23 protein-coding genes are annotated in these 24,597 nt (G+C 52.8%); 13 read left to right on the plus strand and 10 right to left on the minus strand.

Annotated elements, in window-relative coordinates; translation table 11 throughout:
- Positions 1 to 99: 99 nt before the first annotated feature.
- The 10 genes from pseB to P8S53_RS13470 all read left to right on the plus strand — a co-directional run bounded on the left by pseB (position 100) and on the right by P8S53_RS13470 (position 10,225).
- Positions 100 to 1,098, plus strand: a complete 999-nt coding sequence (pseB, locus tag P8S53_RS13425) for a UDP-N-acetylglucosamine 4,6-dehydratase (inverting) (RefSeq protein ID WP_306417936.1) — start codon at positions 100 to 102, stop codon at positions 1,096 to 1,098.
- A 64-nt stretch (positions 1,099 to 1,162) separates the two neighbouring features.
- Positions 1,163 to 2,146, plus strand: coding sequence for a sulfotransferase (locus tag P8S53_RS13430; protein ID WP_277804475.1), 984 nt, complete (start codon positions 1,163 to 1,165; stop codon positions 2,144 to 2,146).
- Positions 2,147 to 3,502 carry a DUF4910 domain-containing protein gene (locus P8S53_RS13435; RefSeq protein WP_277804476.1) on the plus strand — a complete coding sequence of 452 codons (1,356 nt, stop codon included), beginning with the start codon at positions 2,147 to 2,149 and terminating at the stop codon, positions 3,500 to 3,502.
- A 257-nt stretch (positions 3,503 to 3,759) separates the two neighbouring features.
- Complete coding sequence (locus P8S53_RS13440) at positions 3,760 to 4,560, plus strand: hypothetical protein (protein WP_277804477.1); 801 nt, start codon at positions 3,760 to 3,762, stop codon at positions 4,558 to 4,560.
- A gap of 79 nt (positions 4,561 to 4,639) precedes the next feature.
- Positions 4,640 to 5,791, plus strand: a complete 1,152-nt coding sequence (gene pseC, locus P8S53_RS13445; RefSeq protein ID WP_277804478.1) for a UDP-4-amino-4,6-dideoxy-N-acetyl-beta-L-altrosamine transaminase — start codon at positions 4,640 to 4,642, stop codon at positions 5,789 to 5,791.
- Complete coding sequence (pseF, locus tag P8S53_RS13450) at positions 5,788 to 6,480, plus strand: pseudaminic acid cytidylyltransferase (RefSeq protein ID WP_277804479.1); 693 nt, start codon at positions 5,788 to 5,790, stop codon at positions 6,478 to 6,480. The genes pseC and pseF overlap by 4 nt, the downstream gene beginning before the upstream one ends.
- Entirely contained in the window at positions 6,441 to 7,577 is a 1,137-nt protein-coding gene (gene pseG / locus P8S53_RS13455; RefSeq protein WP_277804480.1) for a UDP-2,4-diacetamido-2,4,6-trideoxy-beta-L-altropyranose hydrolase, read from the plus strand. The genes pseF and pseG overlap by 40 nt, the downstream gene beginning before the upstream one ends.
- Complete coding sequence (locus tag P8S53_RS13460; RefSeq protein ID WP_277804481.1) at positions 7,567 to 8,217, plus strand: formyltransferase family protein; 651 nt, start codon at positions 7,567 to 7,569, stop codon at positions 8,215 to 8,217. Before pseG ends, P8S53_RS13460 begins: the two co-directional genes overlap by 11 nt.
- Positions 8,210 to 9,256 (plus strand): pseudaminic acid synthase, encoded by a 1,047-nt coding sequence (gene pseI, locus P8S53_RS13465; RefSeq protein ID WP_277804482.1) that lies wholly within the window; start codon positions 8,210 to 8,212, stop codon positions 9,254 to 9,256. The genes P8S53_RS13460 and pseI overlap by 8 nt, the downstream gene beginning before the upstream one ends.
- A 375-nt stretch (positions 9,257 to 9,631) precedes the next feature.
- Positions 9,632 to 10,225, plus strand: a complete 594-nt coding sequence (locus P8S53_RS13470) for a hypothetical protein (RefSeq protein ID WP_277804483.1) — start codon at positions 9,632 to 9,634, stop codon at positions 10,223 to 10,225.
- Positions 10,226 to 10,294: 69 nt separating this feature from the next.
- On the opposite strand, the gene P8S53_RS13475 is transcribed toward P8S53_RS13470, so the two are convergent.
- The 5 genes from P8S53_RS13475 to P8S53_RS13495 all read right to left on the minus strand — a co-directional run bounded on the left by P8S53_RS13475 (position 10,295) and on the right by P8S53_RS13495 (position 15,826).
- Positions 10,295 to 11,224: a hypothetical protein gene (locus tag P8S53_RS13475; protein WP_277804484.1), complete on the minus strand. Its 930-nt coding sequence runs from the start codon at positions 11,222 to 11,224 to the stop codon at positions 10,295 to 10,297.
- A gap of 153 nt (positions 11,225 to 11,377) precedes the next feature.
- Positions 11,378 to 12,544, minus strand: a complete 1,167-nt coding sequence (locus P8S53_RS13480; RefSeq protein WP_277804485.1) for a glycosyltransferase family 4 protein — start codon at positions 12,542 to 12,544, stop codon at positions 11,378 to 11,380.
- Positions 12,489 to 13,367: a phosphotransferase gene (locus P8S53_RS13485; protein WP_277804486.1), complete on the minus strand. Its 879-nt coding sequence runs from the start codon at positions 13,365 to 13,367 to the stop codon at positions 12,489 to 12,491. The genes P8S53_RS13480 and P8S53_RS13485 overlap by 56 nt, the downstream gene beginning before the upstream one ends.
- Before the next feature lie 84 nt (positions 13,368 to 13,451).
- Complete coding sequence (locus P8S53_RS13490; protein WP_277804487.1) at positions 13,452 to 14,303, minus strand: hypothetical protein; 852 nt, start codon at positions 14,301 to 14,303, stop codon at positions 13,452 to 13,454.
- 182 nt (positions 14,304 to 14,485) lie between these two features.
- Positions 14,486 to 15,826, minus strand: a complete 1,341-nt coding sequence (locus P8S53_RS13495; RefSeq protein WP_277804488.1) for a surface carbohydrate biosynthesis protein — start codon at positions 15,824 to 15,826, stop codon at positions 14,486 to 14,488.
- Positions 15,827 to 16,030: 204 nt separating this feature from the next.
- Here P8S53_RS13495 and P8S53_RS13500 point away from each other — a divergent pair, with 204 nt between their 5' ends.
- Complete coding sequence (locus P8S53_RS13500) at positions 16,031 to 17,134, plus strand: rhamnan synthesis F family protein (protein WP_277804489.1); 1,104 nt, start codon at positions 16,031 to 16,033, stop codon at positions 17,132 to 17,134.
- Positions 17,135 to 17,158: 24 nt separating this feature from the next.
- Here P8S53_RS13500 and P8S53_RS13505 read toward each other — a convergent pair whose 3' ends face one another.
- The gene (locus P8S53_RS13505) at positions 17,159 to 18,148 is read right to left on the minus strand and encodes a glycosyltransferase domain-containing protein (RefSeq protein WP_277804490.1); all 990 of its coding nucleotides are present in this window, start codon (positions 18,146 to 18,148) and stop codon (positions 17,159 to 17,161) included.
- A 266-nt stretch (positions 18,149 to 18,414) separates the two neighbouring features.
- On the opposite strand from P8S53_RS13505, the gene P8S53_RS13510 reads away from it, so the two are divergent.
- Positions 18,415 to 19,212 (plus strand): hypothetical protein, encoded by a 798-nt coding sequence (locus P8S53_RS13510; protein ID WP_277804491.1) that lies wholly within the window; start codon positions 18,415 to 18,417, stop codon positions 19,210 to 19,212.
- 391 nt (positions 19,213 to 19,603) lie between these two features.
- On the opposite strand, the gene P8S53_RS13515 is transcribed toward P8S53_RS13510, so the two are convergent.
- From P8S53_RS13515 to P8S53_RS13530, 4 genes are all read right to left on the minus strand, one after another.
- Positions 19,604 to 20,530 carry a tripartite tricarboxylate transporter substrate binding protein gene (locus P8S53_RS13515; RefSeq protein ID WP_277804492.1) on the minus strand — a complete coding sequence of 309 codons (927 nt, stop codon included), beginning with the start codon at positions 20,528 to 20,530 and terminating at the stop codon, positions 19,604 to 19,606.
- 138 nt (positions 20,531 to 20,668) lie between these two features.
- Positions 20,669 to 22,186, minus strand: a complete 1,518-nt coding sequence (locus tag P8S53_RS13520) for a tripartite tricarboxylate transporter permease (protein ID WP_277804493.1) — start codon at positions 22,184 to 22,186, stop codon at positions 20,669 to 20,671.
- Between the two features lie 3 nt (positions 22,187 to 22,189).
- Positions 22,190 to 22,642, minus strand: coding sequence for a hypothetical protein (locus P8S53_RS13525; protein ID WP_277804494.1), 453 nt, complete (start codon positions 22,640 to 22,642; stop codon positions 22,190 to 22,192).
- 214 nt (positions 22,643 to 22,856) lie between these two features.
- Positions 22,857 to 23,927, minus strand: coding sequence for an Mrp/NBP35 family ATP-binding protein (locus tag P8S53_RS13530; protein WP_277804495.1), 1,071 nt, complete (start codon positions 23,925 to 23,927; stop codon positions 22,857 to 22,859).
- 136 nt (positions 23,928 to 24,063) lie between these two features.
- Here P8S53_RS13530 and P8S53_RS13535 point away from each other — a divergent pair, with 136 nt between their 5' ends.
- Positions 24,064 to 24,498, plus strand: coding sequence for an HIT family protein (locus tag P8S53_RS13535; protein ID WP_277804496.1), 435 nt, complete (start codon positions 24,064 to 24,066; stop codon positions 24,496 to 24,498).
- Positions 24,499 to 24,597 lie beyond the last annotated feature (99 nt).

The following is a 24,597-nucleotide window of genomic DNA, read 5'->3' on the forward strand; positions in this document are numbered from 1 at the left end:
TCACGAAATGCAGCATTCCCGTGCTTAGCGTAAACATTATAGAGCGCTTGATCTTCGGCAACTTCCTTGCGAGAAGAAATGAAAATGAACGGATTCCAGATGCTTTCCAACTCAACGATCCTGATCACCGGCGGTACCGGGTCATTCGGGCATACCTTCGTGCCCCTGACACTCAAGCAGTACAATCCCAAGAAATTGATCATCTTTTCGCGTGATGAAATGAAGCAATGGGAAATGGCGAAGCTCTATGGCGATGACCCGCGCGTGCGCTTCTTCATCGGCGATGTGCGTGACCGTGACCGGCTTTATCGTGCCTTTGATGGTGTGGACTATGTCGTTCATGCCGCGGCAACCAAAATCGTCCCGACAGCTGAATACAACCCATTTGAGTGCATCAAAACCAACGTAAATGGGGCGATGAACGTCATTGATGCGGCCATCGACAAAGGGGTGAAGGGCGTCGTCGCGCTCTCAACCGATAAGGCGTCATCGCCAATTAACCTCTATGGTGCGTCGAAACTTGCATCGGACAAGCTGTTTGTCGCTGGGAACGCATACGCAGGCGAGCATGGCACGCGATTTTCGGTGGTGCGCTATGGCAATGTGATGGGATCCCGCGGCTCCGTGATTCCATTCTTCATGTCGATCGCGGATCAGGGCGAGTTGCCAATCACGGATGCACGCATGACGCGCTTCATGATCAGCCTGGAGCAGGGCGTCGAACTGGTCTGGCACGCGTTTGGAGACATGATCGGCGGCGAAATCTATGTGAAGAAAATTCCTTCGATGAAAGTAACCGACATTGCACGCGTTGTCGCCCCCGAGGCCAGCCACAAGTTTGTCGGGATACGTCCGGGCGAGAAACTGCATGAGCAGATGATCGGCACCGAGGATGCACCATACACCTATGAATACGACGCACATTTCAAGATCCTGCCCGCGATCAACAAATGGGCCGACGATCCGGCACGCATCAAGGACGGCTGCAAGGTTGAGGAGGGTTTCAGTTATACAAGTGCAAATAACTCTGATTGGATGGACGAGCATGCATTGATACAGTGGATATCAAACAATAACAAAAAAATCGGAATCTTCTGATGGGGTGCCTTAAAAGACATGAGTACACTCCAAAAAAATCAGAATCTCTTCTGGAGGTTTGAAAATGAATTTCATCTTTATCACGGGGCATCGAAAATCGGGAACTACTTTACTTCATAAGCTGTTCGATGGCCATCCTTCACTCAATGTCTACCCTACTGATATAAGCCTCTTGTACGCCTACTTTCCCTGCTTTGTTCCGTCTATTGACAATACCGAATCTCTAGATCGCATTAGGCTAGTATTAGGTAAAAGCTTATCCAAAATAGATGGAAATGTTGTTCCAGGAGCGAACAACGTTTTCAAATTAGACTCTTTTTTGAATTTTGTGATTAACCGCATGACGCCTGGCGCACTGACTTCGCGTTCTGAATTGCTATCAGTAATTGCTAGCGCATGGTGTGAATTCAATGATCTCGACACCTCTCTGCCATTTCTTTTAAAGGAGACCACCCAATCGATACATTGGCATGATATCAAGAGAGCTGATGAGAAAATGAAGATGATTCAAATCATCCGAGATCCTCGCGACAATTTTGCAGCAATCGCCGCAGGCGTGAAAGGTTATTATTCCAAAATGGGGGAAGGTCCCAAGGAAACCCTTGCTAGCTTTATAAACCGAGCACGGCTAGATCTTTTGACCGCAAGTCAGCTATCGCATGTAAATCCAGATGAATTTCGTGCAGTAAAATTTGAAGACCTCGCATTGGAACTTGAAAAACAAATGCGAGATTTGGTCGCATTCCTAGGAATAGATTGGTGCGCAAGCCTTCTGTCACCCACGTTTCTTGGCGAGGAGTTTTTGGGGAATAGCCACGAAGACAAGAAGATGGATGGAGTGTATTCTGGAAATGTTGGCCGATGGCGCGAGCGCATTGCAGACGAAGACGCAAAAGTAATTGAATTTTGGATGCGCGATGCTATGCACGAATGGGGTTATCGACTTGAATTTAACGAACAAGAAAAGCTGAATGCATATTCTAGATTTTACGATTGGTACAACTGCAAGTATTTTTATCATGACAGCTTTCAAGCTAATGTTAACTAAATGGAACAAGGCTCTCCAATAACTATTAGCAGTTCCAAGCTAGAAAAAGAAACACTGGATGTTGGGGCGTATTGCTTCGAGCTAGCAAAGGAACTTTGGCCTATCACCCGCTCTCTGACTGGGCCCGGGGTCCGAGAGACGCTGAAAATTCTAGAGCGTGAATTGCCCAACTTGCAAACACATTCAGCAGAATCCGGAGATAAGGCTTTCGACTGGACCGTCCCGGATGAATGGGTATTCCGACACGCCTACATTGAGGCAGAAAATGGTGATCGGATAATCGATTCAGCACACAATAACCTCCATGTAGTAGGCTACTCAGAGCCGGTCGATACTCGGCTGCCTCTTGAAGAGTTATTGGAGCATATCTACACTCAAAATAATCAGCCAGATTCTATCCCCTACGTGACATCCTATTATAAACGCCGTTGGGGATTTTGTATGTCGGAAATACAGAAAAGTCAGCTTTCTTCCGGCTTGTATCGGGCTGTAATTGATGCGGATCTGGAACCAGGACAAATGAACTACGGCGAATTACTCGTTCAAGGAAAATCATCCAAAGAAATTTTCCTGTCCACATACATTTGCCACCCCTCTATGGCCAATAATGAGTTGTCAGGACCGGTCGTGACAACAGCGTTGGCGAATTGGATCATGGGTCTTGAGAACCGTCGCTACAGCTACAGGATCGTGTTTGTACCCGAAACAATTGGTTCAATCCTCTATCTAAGCAGGAATCTGGAACAAATGAAGCAGGCCATCGTGGCCGGTTTCAATGTTTCGTGTATCGGGGATGACCGTAGCTATTCGTTTCTTCCTTCCCGCAATGGCGATACTATCGCAGATAGGGTGGCACGCCATGTGTTGCGTGGCATCGACCCCCATTACAAGTCTTATACTTGGCTAGATCGCGGGAGCGACGAACGTCAATATTGCTCTCCTGGGGCCGATCTACCTGTGGCAAGCATCATGCGGACGAAGTACGGAATGTATCCAGAATATCATACCTCACTCGATACACTAGGCGGCGTCGTGACCGCATCGGGTTTGGCGGGTGGATTCGCAGCGCTTCAGCAGGCCATCACTATCCTTGAACAAGATTTCGTGCCTTTGAGTACAACGGTAGGAGAGCCGCAACTTGGGAAGCGTGGACTTTATCCCGATATATCACAAAAGGGTTCTACGAGCAGAGTGAAAGATATGATGGACATGATTTCTTTCTGCGACGGAACCCGCAGCCTGTTCGAGATTGCCGAGTTACTTTCAGTTCCATTTGCTAGGCTACACGAGTTGGCACAGCCGCTCCTTGCGCAACAACTATTATGCGACGTCTCGGGACAGGCTGGCGAAAATTAGACAATAGGTGTAGCTACTCCGCTACGGTCGCCAGACCAACAGCGAGTCCAACATTCGTGCTGGTGAAGGCGTGCTGGGTTTAGATCATCTGAACTAAGATCGGGCAGTTTGAGCTACTGTCGTTATAGCCAACAAAGGAATATTGCCACCGCTGCTAAGTTCATTCATAAACCTCACATGCGACTGTAGGCGCCGACGTCCTTCTCGATCGAGTGCTTCGTGTAGGGTACTCGCCTTTTGAGGAAGACAGTAAAACGATGCCAGCCCATCGCGAAATTGCAAAGTTCTTTTCATTCAGCCGAAGGCGAATTCACAAGCTCCGTGCTTTTCGGCGTGATCTGGCCAACACTCTGCAATACGGACCTGCCGCGCCCAGATATGCAGAGCAACTATGGATAAAACCAGAACAATGCTCAAGCTTCATTCCGTCAAGTGTTCTTCTGAGTGTCGGCCTGTTAAAATGTAGTGAAAACCCTCGCGGGAACACCGGTTGCGTATCCTCCGAGCCTTGGCCTGTATCGCATGCAATTCCCATCCATACTGCTCTGTCAGAAAAATTTACCGTTACTGATTATCCAGCTGATCTATCTGCAGGCTATATTTCAATGCTTAAATTCAGGGCATGCCACGACCATTGGGTTAAGGGCATGTCATGGCAGGACACTGGCATTTATGACTTCCTTCTCTATCTCATTTCTTATCGGGGAAAGCCAGTCGACGGTGGATGCCAAACCAAAGCAGACCTCATTGCACGGTATGATAAGCTAGACGCCGTCTTTGAAACGATCCAGCGCGACGGCAGGTTCAAAACAAAACAGGAGCTTGGTGAGAATGCTTTTCGCGGGAGGGGGTGCATATATGTGCACATCGGTCCGCAGGGAGAAGTGTTCTGGGGGCAAGGCGCACAGCATCGTTTTTCTATCGCCCATATTCTGAATTTACCCTTCCCTGCCATGCTCGGCATGACACATATCACGGGCATACCTGCACTGAAAATGCTACGACGAGAAGCGCAACTTCTTCGAGGTGTTGAAGAAATACCAGTAGAGAATAGATAGAACGATGCCACTTCGATTGCATTGCAAATGCTAAATGCCTGTTGTGTATCGCGTGAAAAAGATAGGGCTGGAGCGCAGAATGATTCCGTACGGACGACAAATCATCAGTGACGAGGACATTCGCGCAGTGGAGGCTGTGCTTCGATCAGACTATCTGACCCAAGGTCCAGCAGTGCCCGCCTTTGAAAAAGCGGTTGCCAGCCGCGTGGATGCTGCTCATGCAATTGCCGTCAATTCCGCCACCTCGGCCCTCCACATCGCCTGCCTCGCTCTTGATCTCGGACCTGGCGATCTGCTCTGGACTTCGCCCATTACTTTTGTCGCATCCGCCAATTGCGGTCGCTATTGTGGCGCAGATGTAGACTTCGTCGATATTAATCCCGATACGTTCAACATCTGCCCTGATGCACTGGAGGCGAAGCTGGACGAAGCCGCCCGCACTGGCAAACTGCCCAAGGTCATTGTCGCGGTGCATATGTGCGGGCAGTCCCCCGATATGGTGAAAATTTCCGAACTCGCCCGCGCCCACAGCATACGGATTATCGAGGACGCCAGCCATGCCATTGGCGCCGAATATATGGGGGCACCTGTCGGCAATTGCGCGCATTCGGACATCACGGTGTTCAGCTTCCACCCGGTCAAGATCATCACCACGGCCGAGGGCGGCATGGCGCTGACAAATGATGCAGGGCTGGCCGCGCGCATGGACCGGCTGCGCAGCCACGGTATCACCCGCGACCCGGCGCTGATGACACATGCTCCAGATGGGCCATGGTATTACCAGCAGCTGGAATTAGGCTGGAATTATCGTATGACGGAAATGCAGGCGGCGCTGGGGCTTAGCCAGATGGACCAGCTGGACACATTCATCGCCCGCCGCCGGAGCCTTGCTGACGCTTACGATACAGCACTGGAGGGGTTGCCTCTGTTTCGACCGGAGCGACAGGCAGGGGCCGCATCATCCTGGCATCTCTACATCATACGCCTACACGATTTTGTCCGCCACCGGTCGACCTTTGAAGCCCTGCGTGCTGACGGGATCGGCGTGAACCTGCATTACATCCCTGTGCATTTGCAGCCCTATTACAGGGATCAAGGGTTCACACTTGGCGATTTCCCAACGTCGGAGGAGTATTACTCCCGCGCTATCTCAATACCCTTGCATGCTGGATTGACAGATCAGGAACAGGCGCAAGTTGTTGCTGCATTGAAGAAGGCATTAGTCGGATGAGGGTTTGCATCATTCCCGCAAGGGGTGGCTCAAAGCGAATCCCGCGCAAGAATATCCGGAATTTCTGCGGCAAACCGATGATCGCATGGTCCATTCAGGCCGCGCAGGATAGCGGGTGCTTTGACCAAATTATTGTATCAACCGATGATGATGACATTGCTCAGGTGGCGGAAGATCATGGCGCTCAAGCCCCTTTCCGTCGCACCTCTGAACTGGCCGACGACCATACACCGACAATTCCTGTAATTGCAGACGCTATTCGCCAACTGAAACTGGATGCGCAAACATCCGTGTGTTGTCTATATGCGACCTCTCCTTTCGTGCTGCCGGAATATCTTAGCGACGGGTGCAGACTTCTTGAGGAAACGCAGGCACGTTTTGTGATGAGCGTGACCACTTTTGCGTTCCCAATCCAGCGCGCATTACGGCGCAAGGAGTCTGGTGTCGTCGAGATGTTCCATCCTGAAAACATGAACGTGCGCTCGCAAGACCTGGAAGAAGCGTGGCATGATGCGGGACAATTCTACTGGGCGACTGCCGCAACATGGAAGGGCAACAAGGGCATATTCGAATGCGGCGCATATGGTCTGAAACTGCCGCGCCATCGTGTTCAAGATATTGACACCAACGAAGACTGGGTCCACGCAGAATGGATGATGCGGGCACTAAAGTCAGAAACTCCAGAATGAAGATCACCTTCCGCACTGACGCCTCACTCCAGATTGGCACCGGCCACGTCATGCGCTGTCTGACCTTGGCGCGTGCCCTGCGCGAGGCTGGAGCAGTCTGCCGATTCATTACACGGGCGCATCCCGGAAATATGGCCGACCGGATCAAGGCTGACGGATTTGAGGTGTCGTTACTTCCTGCGCCCGAAGGTCCGTTGCCGCCGGGGCCGCCAGTGCATGCTTACTGGGCAGGCGTAGACTGGAAACAGGACGCCGCAGAGATGCGTGCCGTCCTTGGTGACGCGCCGGACTGGCTTGTCATGGACCATTATGCGTTTGATGCGCGCTGGCAACGGGCCGTATTACCAGAAGGCACGCGCCTTATGGTAATTGATGATCTGGCCGATCGCCCTCATGCCTGCGATCTGATGCTGGATCAGAACCTGGGGCGAAACGTAGCTGCCTATGATGGATTGGTGCCAGATCACTGCATGCGTCTGATTGGCCCTCAATATGCGCTGCTGCGCCCCGAATTTGCAGCGATGCGCTTGCGGTCTACTGCCGAGCGGGCGGGACGCGGGCTGTGTCATATTCTCATTACAATGGGCGGCGTCGATGCACAGGATGCAACCTCGCAGATCCTTGATGCGATTGCCGGCGCTGACCTTCCAGATGATTTGCGCATATGCGTCATAATGGGCGCGCAGGCCCCGGCACTTGAGAAGGTGCGCGGAAAAGCGCAGGAATTGCCTTGGCCAACTGAAGTACTGGTCGATGTGTCCGATATGGCGTCGCGTATGGCTAACGCTGATCTGGCCATTGGTGCTGGCGGGGCGACGACTTGGGAGCGCTGCTGCCTCGGTCTGCCCTCGATCATCGTGCAGATAGCTGACAATCAGGCAGGGATCGCGCAATCAATCGCGGCGGTTGGTGCTGGGGTCGATCTAGGGCCAGTGAAGAATTCAAATTTCGAGCGCAACATGCATGCGGCTCTTGTCCAAGCCTGCAACCCCGCGATCCTCTCCATGCTGTCGGAGAACGCCGCCGCAACCTGCGATGGTATAGGCACGGAGCGGGTGCTTGCCCAAATAGGCGTTGGAGTGACCCATGAAAATTGACATAATCTGTTCATCGGAAGATCACCCAGTAAACACTTGGTTAATGGCGTGGGCCCGCGAGCGAGAAAGCGAACATGAGTTGACGCTTCTGCGTAGGAAAGATCAACTGACATCTGGCGATATACTCTTCATGGTGTCCTGTACTGAGATAATTCCTAAAGATGCGCGAGATCTATATGGGCAATGTGTTGTGCTTCACGCAAGTGACTTGCCAAGAGGCCGCGGCTGGAGCCCTCACATCTGGTCGATAGTAGAAGGTGCGACTACAATAACGGTCTCAGCAATCAATGCTGAGGATCAAATCGATAGTGGCGCTGTGTGGAAAAAAAAGAATTTTGAAGTCGCCCGGCATGAACTTTACGATGAAATAAACATATCTCTTTTCAAAACCGAAATATCACTTTTGGACCATGTTATAGACATGGTAGAGCGCGGGGAATCTCCTCAACCTCAGTCTAGTGAAGAGGTAAGCTATTATCCACGCAGAACACCTGCAGACAGCGAACTCGATCCAAACGTTTCTATTGCCGAGCAGTTTGATAAAATCAGGGTTTGTGATCCAGACCGATACCCTGCGTATTTTCGTATTCAGGGACACGTCTATACTGTCCACTTGAAAAAGGTACAAAGTGATGAGTAGTGTGAAAATAGAAGGTCGGCAGATCGGCCGGGGACATCCACCTTACATCATTGCCGAACTATCAGCCAATCATAACGGAAACCTTGATCAGGCACTCAGGATCATCGATGCGGCACAAAAGGCGGGCGCGGATGCCGTCAAGATACAGACATACCGCCCAGACACAATAACGTTGAACACTCATACCCCAGACTTTCAAATCACGGATGGACTCTGGGCTGGACGGACGCTTTACGAGCTTTACGAATGGGCGCATACGCCATGGGAATGGCATGAAGCCCTGTTCGCTCACGCGAAGGCGCGCGGCATCACGATGTTCTCGTCGCCCTTCGATCCCACCGCAGTCGACCTTCTAGTAGAGCTTGGCGCTCCGGCATACAAAATTGCATCCTTTGAGGCAGTGGATATTCCGTTGATCCGGTATGTGGCCTCGAAGGGCAAGCCGATGATCATCTCGACCGGAATGGCCGATCTCGAAGAAATAACCGAGGCCGTTGACGCCGCACGCGCGGGGGGCTGCGCGGAACTGGCCCTGCTGCACTGTGTTTCTGGCTATCCTGCACCCGCATCCGATTACAACCTCGCCACGCTGTCTGATATGGCTGCGCGTTTCGACGTGCCCGTGGGCCTTTCAGACCATACGATCGACAATACCACTGCCATCGCGAGCGTGGCGCTCGGCGCGACGATCATTGAGAAGCATATGACGCTCGACCGGGCAGGCGGTGGACCGGATGACAGTTTTTCGCTGGAGCCAGATGAATTTGCAGCGCTGTGCAAAGGCGCGCGCACAGCTTGGGAAGCGATGGGTACAGTCGATTACGGACGCAAATCCAGCGAAGTGGCCAATGTGAAATTTCGGCGGTCTCTGTACTTTGTCAAGGACATGAAGGCAGGTGACGTCATTACGGCAGATTGCGTGCGAAGCGTGCGGCCAGGGTATGGGTTGGCCCCGAAATTTCTGGATGAGATTTTGGGGAAGCCTGTGAAGCATGACATAGGCTGCAATTCTCCGGTTCGGCTATCAGATGTCGGGTAAGTCGCGCTCGGCCCCTCGCTTCCGGCAGCAAAGTGAACCCGCATTCCTCAAGTGAACTCGTGATCTTGTTGACGCGACTCAGCTCAGGAAACGGCCTCTTGGTGTTGCGCGAATTGGATGAAGCGCTTGGCAGTCAGAGCTTGTTAGAGCTTCGCGACTTGATCTGCCCGACTCCGGGCGTTCTCGCAACCGCGGATGCTGCCCAAGGCGACAATCACTTGAATTATGCGCAGTTTCAGGCGAACCTGCGCTCAAGCGACAGTCCACTCTGGGAATGTCGGATTATTCGAGTACTTTGGCCTCTACAGCCAGACAAACTCCCGGAGAAAGGTTGAAATGCGATATTTGGCTACAAAAAAACTAATAGAAGCATCGATGGAACTCAAAATCAGGGTCAATCCACAGAATATTATATACTTCGTGCCTACGCATGAATTAGCAGCGCGACAGATAGAAAAGAAAATCAAGAGGGCTGGAGCCGCCGCTCGATTCAACAAGATTTCACGGAAGATCATTAGCTTAGGTAAGAGCTATTCGAACGGATACATTGATTTTGAAAACCTCCCCAAGACTAAAGTTTCTGATTACCCTCGATATATAAAAACTCAAGAAATTGTTTCAAGATTTTCTTCTGGAGATGCTTTGGCAGACTGCAAAGGTGGAGGTTTAAAAACACCAGAGCTAATCGCGTCAATTAAGAAAAATGGCGTATTACCCGCAAATGAAATGCCCGGATATAGTTACAAGACACATAGGTTTGGATTTGGTGAGCATTCGCTTTTCGGTATAGGGCCACAAAAAGAGATTTTTAAAGTAGATAAAGGTGAGACACGATTTTATGTGGCAAGAGCTCTACAACTGGAAAGCTTTCCGGTTGTCTTCTGCTATATAGACAAGTCACACCATGATGAGGTGGCGTCGGTTGGACTTAATAAGTTCATAGAATCGCTTGATGACCTAACAAGATAACTTCAAACAGGCATTGTGAAGAGCTTTATAATGCATTCGGAGATACAGGATATGGACATACAAACGATATCAAAACAGAATACTTAACTTCCGCTCTCGATCAGCTGCACTAAGAATTACTGAATGGCGAAGACATGAAAGCAGAAGCTCAAGGCGAAATACTTGCATATCCTCCCCATCAACATCAGATTCAATCTTGGATGCAAGATAGTATATCCGCGTCGATTTAACAAAACTTGAACAGGAGGCATGATCCTTTATTTCAAGATCCATTAAGTTCTTTGAAAGTTCCTCACTTGAATCAAGCATCAAAAGTCCGGCCTTGAAATCATTCAGTATGGCCTTGCAAACTATGCTTGGATCTAACTTTAATGATACTGACGCCAAATAACACAATCCAAGAAGTTGTGCGAAATTCTCACAGCTATTAAAAAAACCTGACCTCAAATATTTGACATCTAAATTCTCGAATTCTTCGAAAGAGCAAGATAAAGTAGCGTGAAAATTCTTTCGATCTTCGAGAAAGAAATTCAAACTTGCCTCAACTAATAACATAGATGAGGTCGCGTGAATGCGATCATCTCGAATGCTATCTGAAAATGCCATATTCGATATGCTATCTTTCAAATCTTTAAGTTCATCCCTTGCTTTAAGCATTAGCTCGACACTCTGCGCTTCAATCGCTTTGTGAGCAGATGCTATTATGGAGAATATCTTTTTGTTATCTGAAACTTTCGGATGCTGAGATATTTTTTTAAGTATTTTGTGCTGGATTTTGGGATCGACTGGGCGTCGGCCTCTGGAGTAAAGGAAACTACTTGCAAATTCGTTTACTAACATGCTGTCAGTTGACGAAAGGATTTCCATTGCATCGTCTAAGGAGTACTTTTTACCCCGCATCGCCATCGATGGGTGAAGCGAATTTCTCCTAAAAATAAGACGCTGCCAGTTCAAATTCACGAATATATCACTTACGGTATGTACTGTCTTTCTCAACATTCCACCCTTCTCCACCCACCGCCAAAGCCAAATTGTCAACTAATTGTCATTTTTTTTCAAGTTCTTTTGCCCAACAACGCGACAAGTCCTTTGCCTGCGAAGGCAGTCGTAATTCGGAACCTGAGGCAGATCTCGTAAAGGTCACCTCACAGGTTATTGCCACAAGGCATTGATCACCCCCTTCAGCCGACGGGCGCGGGCCTCCCACGAGTAATGATCTGCGAAAAGCTGACCTCCCTTTTGGCCCAGCCTTTCACGAAGGTCACGATCATCCCGCAAGCGCATCAAAGCCTTGCACCAGCCATCTATATCGTCCGGCTTGCACAGAAGCGCGTTCACGTCGTGATGCAGAACCTCTCTCAGGTTTGGCTGATCAGAGGCAACGATCGGCAAGCCCGCGGCCATGTATTCAAAGGCTTTGAGCGGTGATGTCCACTGGCTGATATTGTGGGTTTTGCTCTCAGCCGTGCCTACGAAATCCTGATTTGGGAGTAGCGCAACATCAAAGCTTTTCAAATAAGCCGCGGTCTGTGAATGCGGAACGTGCCCCCGAAAGCGAAGATTCGGAAGGTTACCAATCTGCGCTGTCCAGTAGGCGATGTCAGCTTCGGTGCCACCAACGATTTCAAAATCCGCCCAAGGGCAAAGGGGCGCGATGGCAGAGATCACTTCCATCCCTTTGCCCTGATATAAATGCCCCAGAAAGCCTGCGCGAATACGACCCGCTGCAACGGGCGGCAAAGCCGGTAGAGTGTTGTTCGGGATAGGATCGGCACCATCCGGCGCCACAATCACGGAATTCGGATCGCAGTCCAGATCAGCGATGACCTGCTGGCGCAAGGCTTCGGTGATAACGACAATCAGGGGGCGGCGCGCGATCCGCAAATAGGCACGCATGGTACGCAGCGATTCGGGCTGGTGCAGTTCGACCACCGTGCGGAAGCCAAAAAATTCCGCAAAATTGGCAGCCCTTGGAAGGCGCGTGTATATCACATCAGCGCCCTTTCGGCGCGCATTCCAAAGCGCTGACAGGATGTAGCGTATCATCCTTGCACGTCCTGTGGGCCATTTGATCAATCGCAGATCAAAGACTGGCGAAACTGCGTAATGCGCATAGATCGAATCCTGATCCAAAGGTGGATCAGCTGGCATAGCCATGAGAGTCACGTCCATACCTGTCCGCGCGAAAGCCTGCGCCATTTTCATCACATGCACAGAATTCGCGGTCACAGATGGCAGCTGCGAATGCGAAATGTAAAACAGGTTATTCATGTGACCGGCAACTTCCTGAATACTCAAAAGGGAGATGCTGCGCGGCACCGGATGCCCTGGACGCCAGTAGTGACTGGCAGCGCTGCATGTCGCCACCAATGAACGCGGCCCCTGCCTCGCGCATCATCCATGCCTGGGCGAGATGCTCTACAGCTTGTGGTGTTGGCGACGTGCCGTCAAACCAGACCCGCGCGAGTGTGTTGCGTCCGTCAGCGGCGTGGGGTCGCAGCGCGTTGCAAAGGTCAAGCAATGGCATCCGACCCATGCAAAGCAGTTCATTGTCAATGCACATCACCTTCCCATCAGGCGTGTGCAGAAGGTTATCTGGTGATACATCCGGGTGCATGACAACCTGCGCGCCTGTCGCGCTTTCCGCAGCGGCAAGACAATCATCAAGGCTGCACTGCTCGCCCGCAAGCGCCGCGGCACGCAAATGGCGCGGCACAATGAAGTCACGCAGATAGCAAAACCCCGCTGGTGGCAGATCGTCCAATTTCAGCGCGTGAATGCGCCTTAATGTCTGCGCCTGCTGCGCTTCAATATCGCGTGTCAGGGGCGAACCTTCGACCCATTCCGCCATCACCCAGGCGCCGCGCAGTTCCAAAACTGGCGGAAACATATCCGGCAAGGCTGAACTGACAGCTGCAATGAACCGCGCATGATCCGCCGAATAGGCCTCATATAGCTTTACATCCTGCCCCTGATAGCGCGCGCGCAACACGGCACGCCCAGCCTTGTTGGTAATCAAACTGCCACGCATATTCCCGATCGGCCGAATGTCCTGAAGCCCGGCAAAATCGACGCTTTGTTGCACATCAGAACGGCTGCGCAGCTTGCGCGCGGTGCGTGAAAGGAACCGTCCGAGGGGCATGCGTAAAAACTCCGTTAGTGGACGCAACAGGCAAATCTTATCTTGAAGCTAACCTAGAATAAGCAATCCATAGGCGCAGTTTCTTCATTTGGGCTGTTTCACCATACGAGCAGCAAGCCGTCGCCAAAACCCGTGGCCAGAAAGTGACTTGCCGCGCGCGAGCCGGCCCGCGATCCGATTCTGAAAAAAACTACGCGACGTGTCATCGACGGACCAGCCGTTCATAGATGCGAGGCTGTTCATCTCTGCCTCTAAGGCTTTGCAAAGGTCAGCATCAATATTCGATGTGTAATGATGCACATAGCAGGATTCACGAACGTCGCGGAGCTTCAGATCGCCGGTAAATGCATTTGCAACCCGGGGCAAAGGACCGACTCGCGCCGCGCTCTTGGCAACGGCTCCGGCTAGGGATGGCTGGTCCAGCCCCAAGCCTAGCGCATCAAAATACTCCCCCCACAGCTTGAACAGCTCAGCAGAGGCTTCGGATTTTCGAAAGAAGATCACGCCGGAGTTCCAATGTGGTAATTCACCTACTTTGTACGAAGTGCCAGTCGGTGCAGTCGCATTCGAACGCAATTCAGGATCTATATGCGGTCGCAGCAATACGTCGAAATGATCGAGTTGCCGCAAAAATGGCGCAAGTGGGCGATGCACCAATGTGTCGCAATCCAAAAAGAAACTGCGTTCTGACAAAGTCAGGTCGGGCAGATCCATTTTCATGCGTTTGGCAATCTGGTGGTCGGGCATGTCATGATCATCTGGAACACATATCCAGCGATCGCGCGGCCCCCATATATGGTCAGGCAAAACTGGCTTTGGGATACGGGCAGCTACGACCACGTCAATATCGGGATTGTGTGTGCGCAAGCCCCGCAGAGAACTAAGAAGCATTGCCAAATATGGCAAGCCATGGGCAATATAAATTGCAGTTGCCATTTCAATGCCCCTTCGCGAATGCAGCAAATACATGTGAACGTGTCAGTAACCCACCCTGTACAGCTTATCAACTTATAGGCTTCACATCTTAGGAGCCTTGCCGCTATGGGCACCCCTTCCGTCAACAAGGCCGAAAGAAATATAGACGAGCTTCTGGTTTCTTCTCTATGCGAGCAAACTCCTCATGAGCTTCCTCCCTCTAGCAATATCAAGTCAGGTGCCAATTGGGTGACCTTGTAAGACCCCATTGGAAATGCATCCACCAAATAGGATTCCAATTCGGCGGCATGGAAACCATCCTGCAATTTACGCGCGCGCAGGGGATCAACAACCTGACGCGTCCGAAAGGTATTCGAGTTAATAATCCGTCGCCTAATGGCTTTCAGTTTAGCAGAAAACCTTTTCCTCAAACGAATTTGAACCGGCAGCGTTGGAACTATTCCCAGTGAATCGACTTCGTCAAATATTCGCTCAGACGACAACTTTTCACCCATTTCGAGTTTATAGGCCGGGATTGCGATGTCACGCATTGACGCAGATGGGTCTGCCCAATGTGTCAAAATTTCTGACAAAGCACCCAACTTAGCAGAAACCTCATAGGGCAGAATACCAGTCTCCGGTGATGTATTCTCTGGTGCCCAGAAAAAAGCAGGTTTTCCACCAACGCGCGCCTGAACGGCCGTAGTGCACCCACGATGCACAAGCATACGACAGGCCTGTAACCAGCCAGATACTTCATTTTCGTAAACAACTGATACCCGCCGCATACCGTTCAAGCGCTGATCCCAAACTTCTCTGTCCTCAGCGGGGTGGGGCCTTACAATCAACGGAGGCGCATCGGGCAAAGCATCATAGCTGCGCAGCTCGTCACAAAACCGATCGAAATCAGCCAATGTGCTGTCTACGCCGGAAATATAAGAGGATACATACGCGTCGGGAAACCCAATCTTTTTGATGTGGGCGATCTCATGATTTGCGCGAGCTCTAGATAATACCCCAAAATCTGATGTGAAGAGCACAAATTCTCCAAACCTTTGATTGTAGCTCTCTGCCTGACGACGAAACATGTGCCTCATCTCGGGCCGCCACGTATCGACTTTGGGCCACCCGGTCACACTGACCTTAGATGCAGCTTCCGGACATGCCCGGACGACGGCATCGGCCACATAGCGCGAAATCGTGAAGAACTTGTCCACCCGATCCATGCCTTTGACGCGCTGCTCAAGACGCTCGTTGAGGTACCTTGCAGCCACCCCTATTTCCTCATCTAGTACGCAAAAGGTATCAACCTTCTCCAACAAACTAGGTGTATCGGCCTTCTGGCGTATTCCCTTGTAAAAGTAGACTCCCCCCCTTTCCGGCTTGGACAAGACAGCTTTATTCACCGGGCCTTTGGCACCCAAGTAGACACGGTATCCTTTGTCCGCGAAGAACGCCCCCAGAAGGGCGCGCGACACGAATTCCCGCGGCTTTATTTCAATCGGGAAGAAAATCTCTTTTTTCCGGTCCGGGTGACGACGCATGTGAGGAGCACTCCTGAGTACGACATTACCCGAGCGGTATGCCAACCGCCGTCAAAATCACCTGATTTAATGGTAGGGTCAAGCACGGCGGGCACACTTGCCGCGAAGTTCATAGACTGTGCGACGATTCTGCAAGGGATAGCGTGACGGCGCTGTCTTGGCGCGATAATACACGCAAAGAGCGTGGCAGGAATTGGTAGTCAGATGATACCGAAGTGGAAGATCATACGCGAAGCACAGCGCGTTCGGGAGCAGTTCAAAGCATTCCTGATGAAGCCGATCTACTGGCAGCAGCAGCGCAGTTTTGACCGGCAGCGGCACGCGCGCATTGCGGTGCAGAACGGCGAGCTTCCACTGGGTAACAACGTCGTCGTGTTGCTCGTCTACCAACCCAAGGGGCTTTCGGCTTCCACCTTTCATACGCTGATGCACCTTAAATCCGAGGGGTTCTCGGCCTTTGTGGTGCTGAACTCTCCCGTCAGCGATGCTGATTATGAGCGGCTGAAGGCGAATAGCGCCCTGATCATGAAGCGACCGAACTTCGGGTATGATTTTGGGGGCTATCGGGATGCGATCCAGCACCTGACGGCGCAGCCCTATGCACTGAACAGCATCACCTGCATCAATGACAGCATCTGGTTTCCGGTGTTTCCGGAGTGTGACCACCTCCCCCGAATGCTGAACATTAAGGGCGAGTTGGTGGGATATTCCTTCGCGAAGTCCCACCCCAAGCGCCAGAATGCGCATGTGCAAAGCTACTTCTTCATGTTCAAGGGCGGCGACTTCCTGAAATCCGCTGAATTTCAATGCTACTGGTCCAATATGAAAGTGTCGAACAGCCGCTACATGACCATCCGCAGCAGCGAAATGAAGATGACCCGTTATTTTGAAAGCAGGAATTTCACGATTGGCTGGCTCTTCTCGGCCGATGATATGAAGGCATATTATCAAAGCTGCGCGGATCAGGATGTTGTCGCAGCGGTAACCTACCTTAATGCCATCGGGCACCACAGTGCGGCGCTGTTCAAGGATATGCCTGCTGAGGACGTCGCCACACTCAGGAAGACACTGATCGCAGGGTTGGACTCCGGCAAGCTAAGCCGGAACGTGATTGGCAGTGAACCCGGCATGCTGTTTCGCGGCATCCAGTTCGCCGCCATGAAAAAGAGCAAGAGTTACAATTATCAGATGCAGCGCAAGATTTCTGCAGATGACGGCCTCTGCGACCGTTTTGAGCCATCCGTTGCGAGTGAAGTTAAGGCTATGGCCGACGATTTCTCACCTGATGTGAAAGTCACGGGCAACTGAGGCAACCCACCAAAGCCACCCGCATCATTTGCCGGTCTTGGACCTGCCGCCTTTCAGCATCGGTCGGACGTATCGTTTCTCAACACTCTTAAGCGCGTGCTTGAGCTTCTGCCCTATGCTGGCTGACGATCCGTATTCAAAATACCGCTCCGGCTTCTGGGTGCTTGTTGGCCAGTAGAAATGATCCCCCTTATGGTTGTCACCAGTCAGGATGTTCAGATTCTCACGCGGCATGGACGCAAGCGCCAGAACCAATGACAGCTGGTCGCGTCTGGAATACCGCAGGACATGCGCGAACCATATTTCCATCGCGTCAATACACTCGACCGCATTGTGCCGACGCGCCAGTATCCCGCCCCAGACAGGTCGCTGTTGCAGGACATTCGGGAAATGGGATTCATACATTTTCTGCAGTTCTTTCACGCGCCCCGGATCATCCAGATTGAGATCAAGGACAGATCGGAACTCCGCGGCAACACTGTCGCGAAATGAATGATGAAATCCGCCGAATACCACCCTCTCATCGCGCATCAACTGGTCCCAAATCAGATTCGGGTCATCAGTCAACTGCACTCTCGTGTCGATATACAGCGACCGGTCATAATCTCGCAGGTAGCGGTGCGGCCGGATCTTGTGCTCTCGGGAACTTCGAATAAGGTCTGAGGGGAACAGCGGTGATATCGCCTTCAATGTCCAGCCATTGCTTTCCAGATTCGGATTGTCAGTGAAGCAGATGTAATCGACGCCAGCGGCTGGAACTGTATCAGGCAGCGCGAAGCCGTCACCAACAAGGACAGTATACACAACTAGCTTGTCGTTCATCGGATACATCCTGTTGCGCCACATCACGGTCGGACCAACACCCGAGCCTATTCCAAAACATTGCTTACAGACGTTTCCCTCAAATTGCACGCCCTCACGGTTCTCAAGGTCCGTTCTGCAATGACGCTTTGCTTTCAGAAAGGGGAAGCAAACTCGAAGCGTGCAGATCACCACAGATACGATACGCTCCACTCTCGGGCGCTGCCCCACGCGCAGGCGCCAGCCAGATCGAAAAAACCTTGATCTGTGTGTCTAGTCAGGCGAACGTAAAAACTAGGTCCACGCCACTTACGATATGTCGGTTGAGCTCGGCACACGCAGGAAGTTCCAAACAGCAGGTGGCGACGGACAGTTTCGGCAGATCGCTTGATCTGATGGAAAATCCAGACGACTCAGCCAACCGGTTCGATCTCTAGGGGTAGTGCCGACCAAGTCCGCTAGTATATGGAGAAAATCACATGCGATTGTTTCTTTTTGCTCTATTCTCGCTATTGTTGACCGCACCAATTTCTGCCCAGAATATTAGGATCACGCTTGATCCGGAACTGCCTGCTGAAATCCAGCAGACAATGCAAGAACTTAGCGAACGCGCAATTACACAGTATCAGCGAACGTTCGGGTTTGATTTCCCACATGGGCTTGAAATCGTGGTGTCAGCGAGCGCCGACTTTCTTGCACGCGATTACACACAACACCTGGGAGGAAGTCTGGCAAGCAAAAGGCGCGCATTCCAGGAATGGATCTATGCTGAAGCGACATTCAGCAGAGTATATGTCAACACATCGCATCAGGCGTTTCACACCCCCAGCAGCCCGGGGGTGAATTTCCACCGCGAAGCAATGCTGTTGCATGAACTGTTCCACGTCCTTCAGTATCAGCTTTCAGGCAGTGTTGGTCGGAATTGCTGCCCAGAAAGCGCCACGCCGCGCGTCGGACCTGTGTGGATGCTTGAAGGCGGCGCAAATTACGCGCAACAGCATATTTCAGGCCAATTGAGCGGATACCTGTCGTGGGCGCGCCAGAATGCAGCAGCGCCCAGCAGTCAACTGTTGCGCAGTATAGAAGGACGCCGTGGCATAAATCAGGCCCGTATGGGATATGACAGTGGCGCAATCGCAATCGACCTGCTGGTCGGACGGGCGGGCGTTGAACGCCTCGTCGCATTCTATTCGGCCATCGGTGCGACACAGGACTGGCGCGCGGCGTTCAGCGAAACTTTCGGAATGACCATCGATCAGTTCTACGAAAGTCTCTGAATGCAGGCTTAAGGCTCGGATCGGCGGAGGCGCAGAGGGACATTTTTCGCCCTAAGGGACGTCCCTAAGTGCCCCCGCTTGCCAACCTGAACCAACGGTTGTCATCGCACAAATCGTTGGTGAAATTCAGGGCCAAAACGGCTTGCAAAACCCCTGCAACCCCTTGATTTCTTTAGCGCGCATTCAAGGCCAGTTTGCGAATTAAATTTGGCGTTTCAAAGTCGTCTAGGGAAATCATAATCCGCAAACCGGGTGGGGCACAGCTCGGGTGACGTGGCGGTTCGAAATGTGCGGCATACACGACCCGCGCCTATGGCGTGCTCAAACACGGCGCGCGGTCACTGCCGACAGTATCTCTTTACTGTCGGCAGAAATGGGTGAACTACCCTTGTCAGTCAGCCATCACTTCTTCTGTTGCTGCACGAATGCGGCGGACATTGGCTTCCATTTCCTCTTGTCCGATGAACACAACCGGAAAGAAGGTGTTGCCTTCGGTGATATCCTTGAAAGACTGGCTTTCGCTGGCATACTCTGCGGCTTCCAACAGGCGCGCCTTCACATTTTCCGGAACACCCTGAGGCACGATGATGGTGCGGTAATCCTCGATCGAGTAATCATAGCCCAGTTCCATCAGCGTTGGCGTGTCGGGGTAGAACGGGCTGCGCTCGGCCGACATGAAGGCCGCCACAACCATTTCACCGGTGGGGGTATATTGCGCATGCGTGCCGCCTGAATAGGCGAAATCAACCTCACGGCCCAGCACCAGCGGGGCCATGCCGCCACCGCCGCCTGTGGGCACGATGGCCAGATCAAGCCCTTCTTCTTCGGCAATCGCGCGAATGATGGCCTCGTCCAGCGGCGTTTGCTGGGCATAGGTCATCTGGTTTTCCTTGCCATGGGCAATAATCTCGTCAAACGTGCTGAACGGTTGTTCAGCCGACGTCACAATGGCATTTTGGCCAAGTGCCACAGCGGCCAGATACTCGAAATCGTCAATCTCGTACTCCACCGGCGTGATGATCGGGGTGAAGGTCAGCGCAGTGGTGCCGCCAAACAGGAAGGTATTGCCATCGGCCTCGGTGTTTTTCAGGCGGGTAAAGGCCACGGCGGAACCGCCACCGGGCTGGTTGACCACATTGACAGGCTGGCCAAGGTATTCTTCCATGACGTTCGCCAGAACACGGCCCTGAATGTCGGTCGAGCCACCGGGCGCGAAGCCGATCACCATGGTCAGCGGGCGGGTCGGCCAGTCATCGGCCATTGCCATCGGCGCGGTCATCATGGTTGCGCCCAGAATGGCTGCAAATGTCTTTTTCATCTTGGTCTACTCCTGTTGGTCATGCGTCTTCTGGGTGCCGGCCCTATTGAATTCAGAACTCGGCGATTGATTTGTTGCGATCACGAAGACAGGTTTGTGCAACAAATTTCGGGAACCATTCGCATCTTGTGCGCCCTGTTATTCAGAGGTCGGGGCGCCGGCTGCGGCCTTGTCTGTGCGAAAGGTGCGGATGATCAGCGTGACAAGGGCCAGCACCGTGCAGGCGATAAAGAACATCGCAATCGGGCGGCCCAGCAGGATTTCCCAGTTTCCGCGCGACAGAATGATGCTTTGGCGCAGGTTCAGCTCCAGCATGGGCGTGATGATAAAGGCCACAAGGAAAGTCACGAAACTGTAGTCATATTTCTTCATCAGATACCCCAGAAGCGCAAACCCCATCAGGATGATCAACCCGAATGTGCCATAGCCTTGCAACATCATACCGGCCAGACAGAAGAAGATGACGACCGGAATAACAACATGCGGGGGCACGCGGGTTATCTGCGCAAAGAACATCAACCCGAACCAGCCCAGTGCCAGCATAATGACCGATGCAAGGATCATGCCTGCAAAAATGGAATACAGCAGTTCAGGGTTATCGCGCAGCAGCAGCGGACCGACGGTGATGCCATGTATCGCGAATGCCCCGATCAGCAGCGCCGCAGAAACATTGCCGGGAATACCCAAACCAAATAGCGGGATCAGCGCGGCGGGAATAACGGCATTATCTGCCGATTCCGCAGCGGCAATGCCCTTGGGTTCACCCTTGCCAAACCGCTCGGGTTCTTTTGCGGCTTTTTGCGCCATCCCGTAGGACATGAATGACCCCACCGATGGCCCCAAACCCGGCAGGGCACCGACAAAGGTGCCCACGCCCGTCCCGCGCAGGATGGTTGGCAGAATGCGCCGGAATATCGGCCATGTCATACGGTCGCTGTCATCCTTTTTCAGCGCGACCGACATTGTGCCCCGCTCATAGCGCAGCTTTTCGGATTGCACGAACATTTCCGACAAGGCCAGCGTGCCAATGGCCACGGCAATCAACGGCATGCCATCCATCAGTTCTGTGTAGCCAAAGGTCAGGCGCGGCAGGCCGGTCTGGTTATCCAGCCCGACAGTGCCAAGCAAAATACCCAAGCCCCCCGCGGCAAGCCCCTTGAAAATATTGCCCCCCGACAGCCCCGCGATAAAGACCAGCGCGAAGGCCAGAATTGCAGCCATTTCATAGGGGCCGAACATAAGGGCCACGCGCGCGAAGGGAATTGCCACAAAGATCAGGATAATTGTGGCCAGAATATCGCCCATGACCGACGCAATCAGACCAATTTGCAGCGCCGTTTTGGGCTTGCCTTGTTTCGCCATCGGGTAGCCGTCCAGCGCAGTGGCGGCAGAAGATGCCTCGCCCGGGGCGTTCAGCAAGATGGCCGAAACCGCGCTGCCCGCAGCCGTGCCCTTGGACAGCCCGATCAGAAAGGAAATCGCGATATAGGGCGACATGTAGAATGTCATGGGAATGGCGATGGATATTGCCACAGACCGCGACAGGCCGGGAATCACACCCACCACATAGCCCAGAAGCACACCGCCCCCGATGCCGATGAAGGATGCAAGCGTTAACGCTTCGGCGGCGGCGGCACCTACTGCTGAAAAATCCATGTGCTATACCACCCCGACACGCATCATATACACCGACAGAACATACAGCAGCGCGACAGGAACCACAGAACAGCCAAGGATCATGTACCAGCGCCGCTCGCCCAGCAATATAAGCATGCCCGCAATCAGGAACGCGCCAAACCATGTGATCTTGATGAAAGACATGAACCAGATGGCAACCGCGACATATGCAAACGGCCATGCAGCCCATCCCACGGCCGCCCAGTTGAATTCCGTTGTGACGAATGTGATGCGCTCGCGCAGTATCTGAACCAGCCCCTTGACGGCAACGATGCCGCCACAAACCAGCATCAGCCACGCCCCGATGCCCGGCACAAGTTCGGGCGGCATTTGCGCGAAAGGGTTAGACCCGGCGTAATTAGGTATCATCCAAAGCAAAGCCAGCAGCCCGAACCCGGCCACGGCGAGCCCGGACCAGAAATCTGATCTCGGCATATAATTCTTCCCTGTCACTTACGACTATATTTGTCGCTTATAGACAAACTGTTGCACAGGAATCGTCGGGCTGGCAACCCACATGCCGGAAAAAACACGCGCAGCATGCCCGCGCCAGTATCGAACGGCAGGGCCAGAAGGATGCAATATACAGGTTTTGAACAGCGTTTCCAGCCGGATGCGCAGCACGCACGCGCCTTATGCCCCCAAGCGGCTAGATCACCTCGATCAGGCGCTTGGCCATGCGTTCATAGGCGCGCGCAACGGGACTGTCGGTTGCGGCAACCGGAATTCCGCCGTCGCCCGCCAAGCGCACCTCGACACTCAGCGGCAATTCCCCAAGGAACGCCAGACCCTGCTTCTCGGCCTCGACACGGACACCGCCTTCGCCAAAAATATGGTCTTCATGACCACAATTCGGGCAGATATAGGTCGACATGTTCTCAACCAGACCCAGAATAGGGGTCTTGAGGGTCTGGAAAGCGCGCAGCGCCTTGCGCGCGTCCAGCAGTGCCACATCTTGCGGCGTCGATACGACGATTGCGCCACGCACATCGAATTTCTGGCATAGTGTCAAATGAATGTCGCCTGTGCCCGGCGGCATGTCGACGATCAGCACATCCAGCTCGCCCCATTCCACCTGCGTCAGAAGTTGCTGCAACGCGCCCATCAGCATCGGGCCGCGCCAGATCACGGCATCATCGGCCTTCAGCATCAGCCCGATAGAAATCATCGTAACACCATGCGCCTGAAGCGGGATGATCTTCTTGCCATCGGGCGATGCGGGCCTGCGGTCCACGCCCATCATCTTGGGTTGGCTGGGCCCATATATATCGGCGTCCAGCAGGCCGACACGCAGCCCCTGCCGCGCCAGCGCCACGGCCAGATTAGACGCCACTGTGGATTTGCCGACGCCGCCCTTGCCGGACCCAACAGCCACAATATGGCGCACACCCGGCACGCTTTGTTTGTCCCCCTGGGGACGCGCGTGCCCGCCGATCTTCAATGAAGGTGCATCCCCTTTCGGTTTGGGCGCAGGGCCATGCGCGGTCAGCGCCGCTGAAACCCGTGTTACCCCGTCCAGTGCCTTGATGGCAGCTTCGGCGGCCTGCCGGACAGGGGCAAGGCGTTGGGCAACATCTGCGCTTTCGGCTTCCAATACGAAACGGACTGCCCCCCCCTCGACCACCAGGGCGCGCACCAGATCGCGCGACACCAGATCGCCACCTTCCGGCAGGGTAATCTGTTTCAGGGCCTCAAGGACCGTTTCGCGCGTCACACTCATGATAAATTCCCTCCGGTTTCATGCGGACAGATGGGCTTTTCAACTGGCATCGGCAAGGCCCACGGGTCGGCTAACAAATTGTCTTGCGCCTTGTTCCATGCAAAAATGCCATATTCAACAACCCGGGAGGGGCCAGATGCAACATGACTGCCTGTTTTGCAAAATCGCATCCGGTGCCCTGCCCGCGCATAAAATATATGAAGATGACCATATCCTTGCGTTTCTGGATCTGCATCCCATCCGTGCGGGCCACAGTCTGGTGATTCCCAAAGCGCACTATGTCTGGTTCGAAGATTTGCCCGAAAAACTGGCAACACGCATCACGACCTGCGCCCAGAAAATCGCGCGCGCCCAAAAAATAATCTATCAGGTCCCGCGGGTTTCAATGTTTTTTACAGGAATTCACGTTCCACATGCGCATGCGCATGTCGTTCCCATGCATCATGTGCACGACGTGACATCTGCGGCCTACTTGCATGACGGCATAGAAGCGTTCAGCACGCCCCCACAAGCAGACGCGCAGGAACTTTCTGATATCGCTACCATTTTTTCCAATCACATGATCGATTAATCTGAATTTCAGATACTGGTTAAGCCGTCATATCCAGAGATTTTCTGGACCGGATGGTTTGTTTTTCGGGCAGTTTTGAAATTTACCTAGCGTAAACAT

Source organism: Roseinatronobacter sp. S2, from assembly GCF_029581395.1.
Taxonomy (GTDB): domain Bacteria; phylum Pseudomonadota; class Alphaproteobacteria; order Rhodobacterales; family Rhodobacteraceae; genus Roseinatronobacter.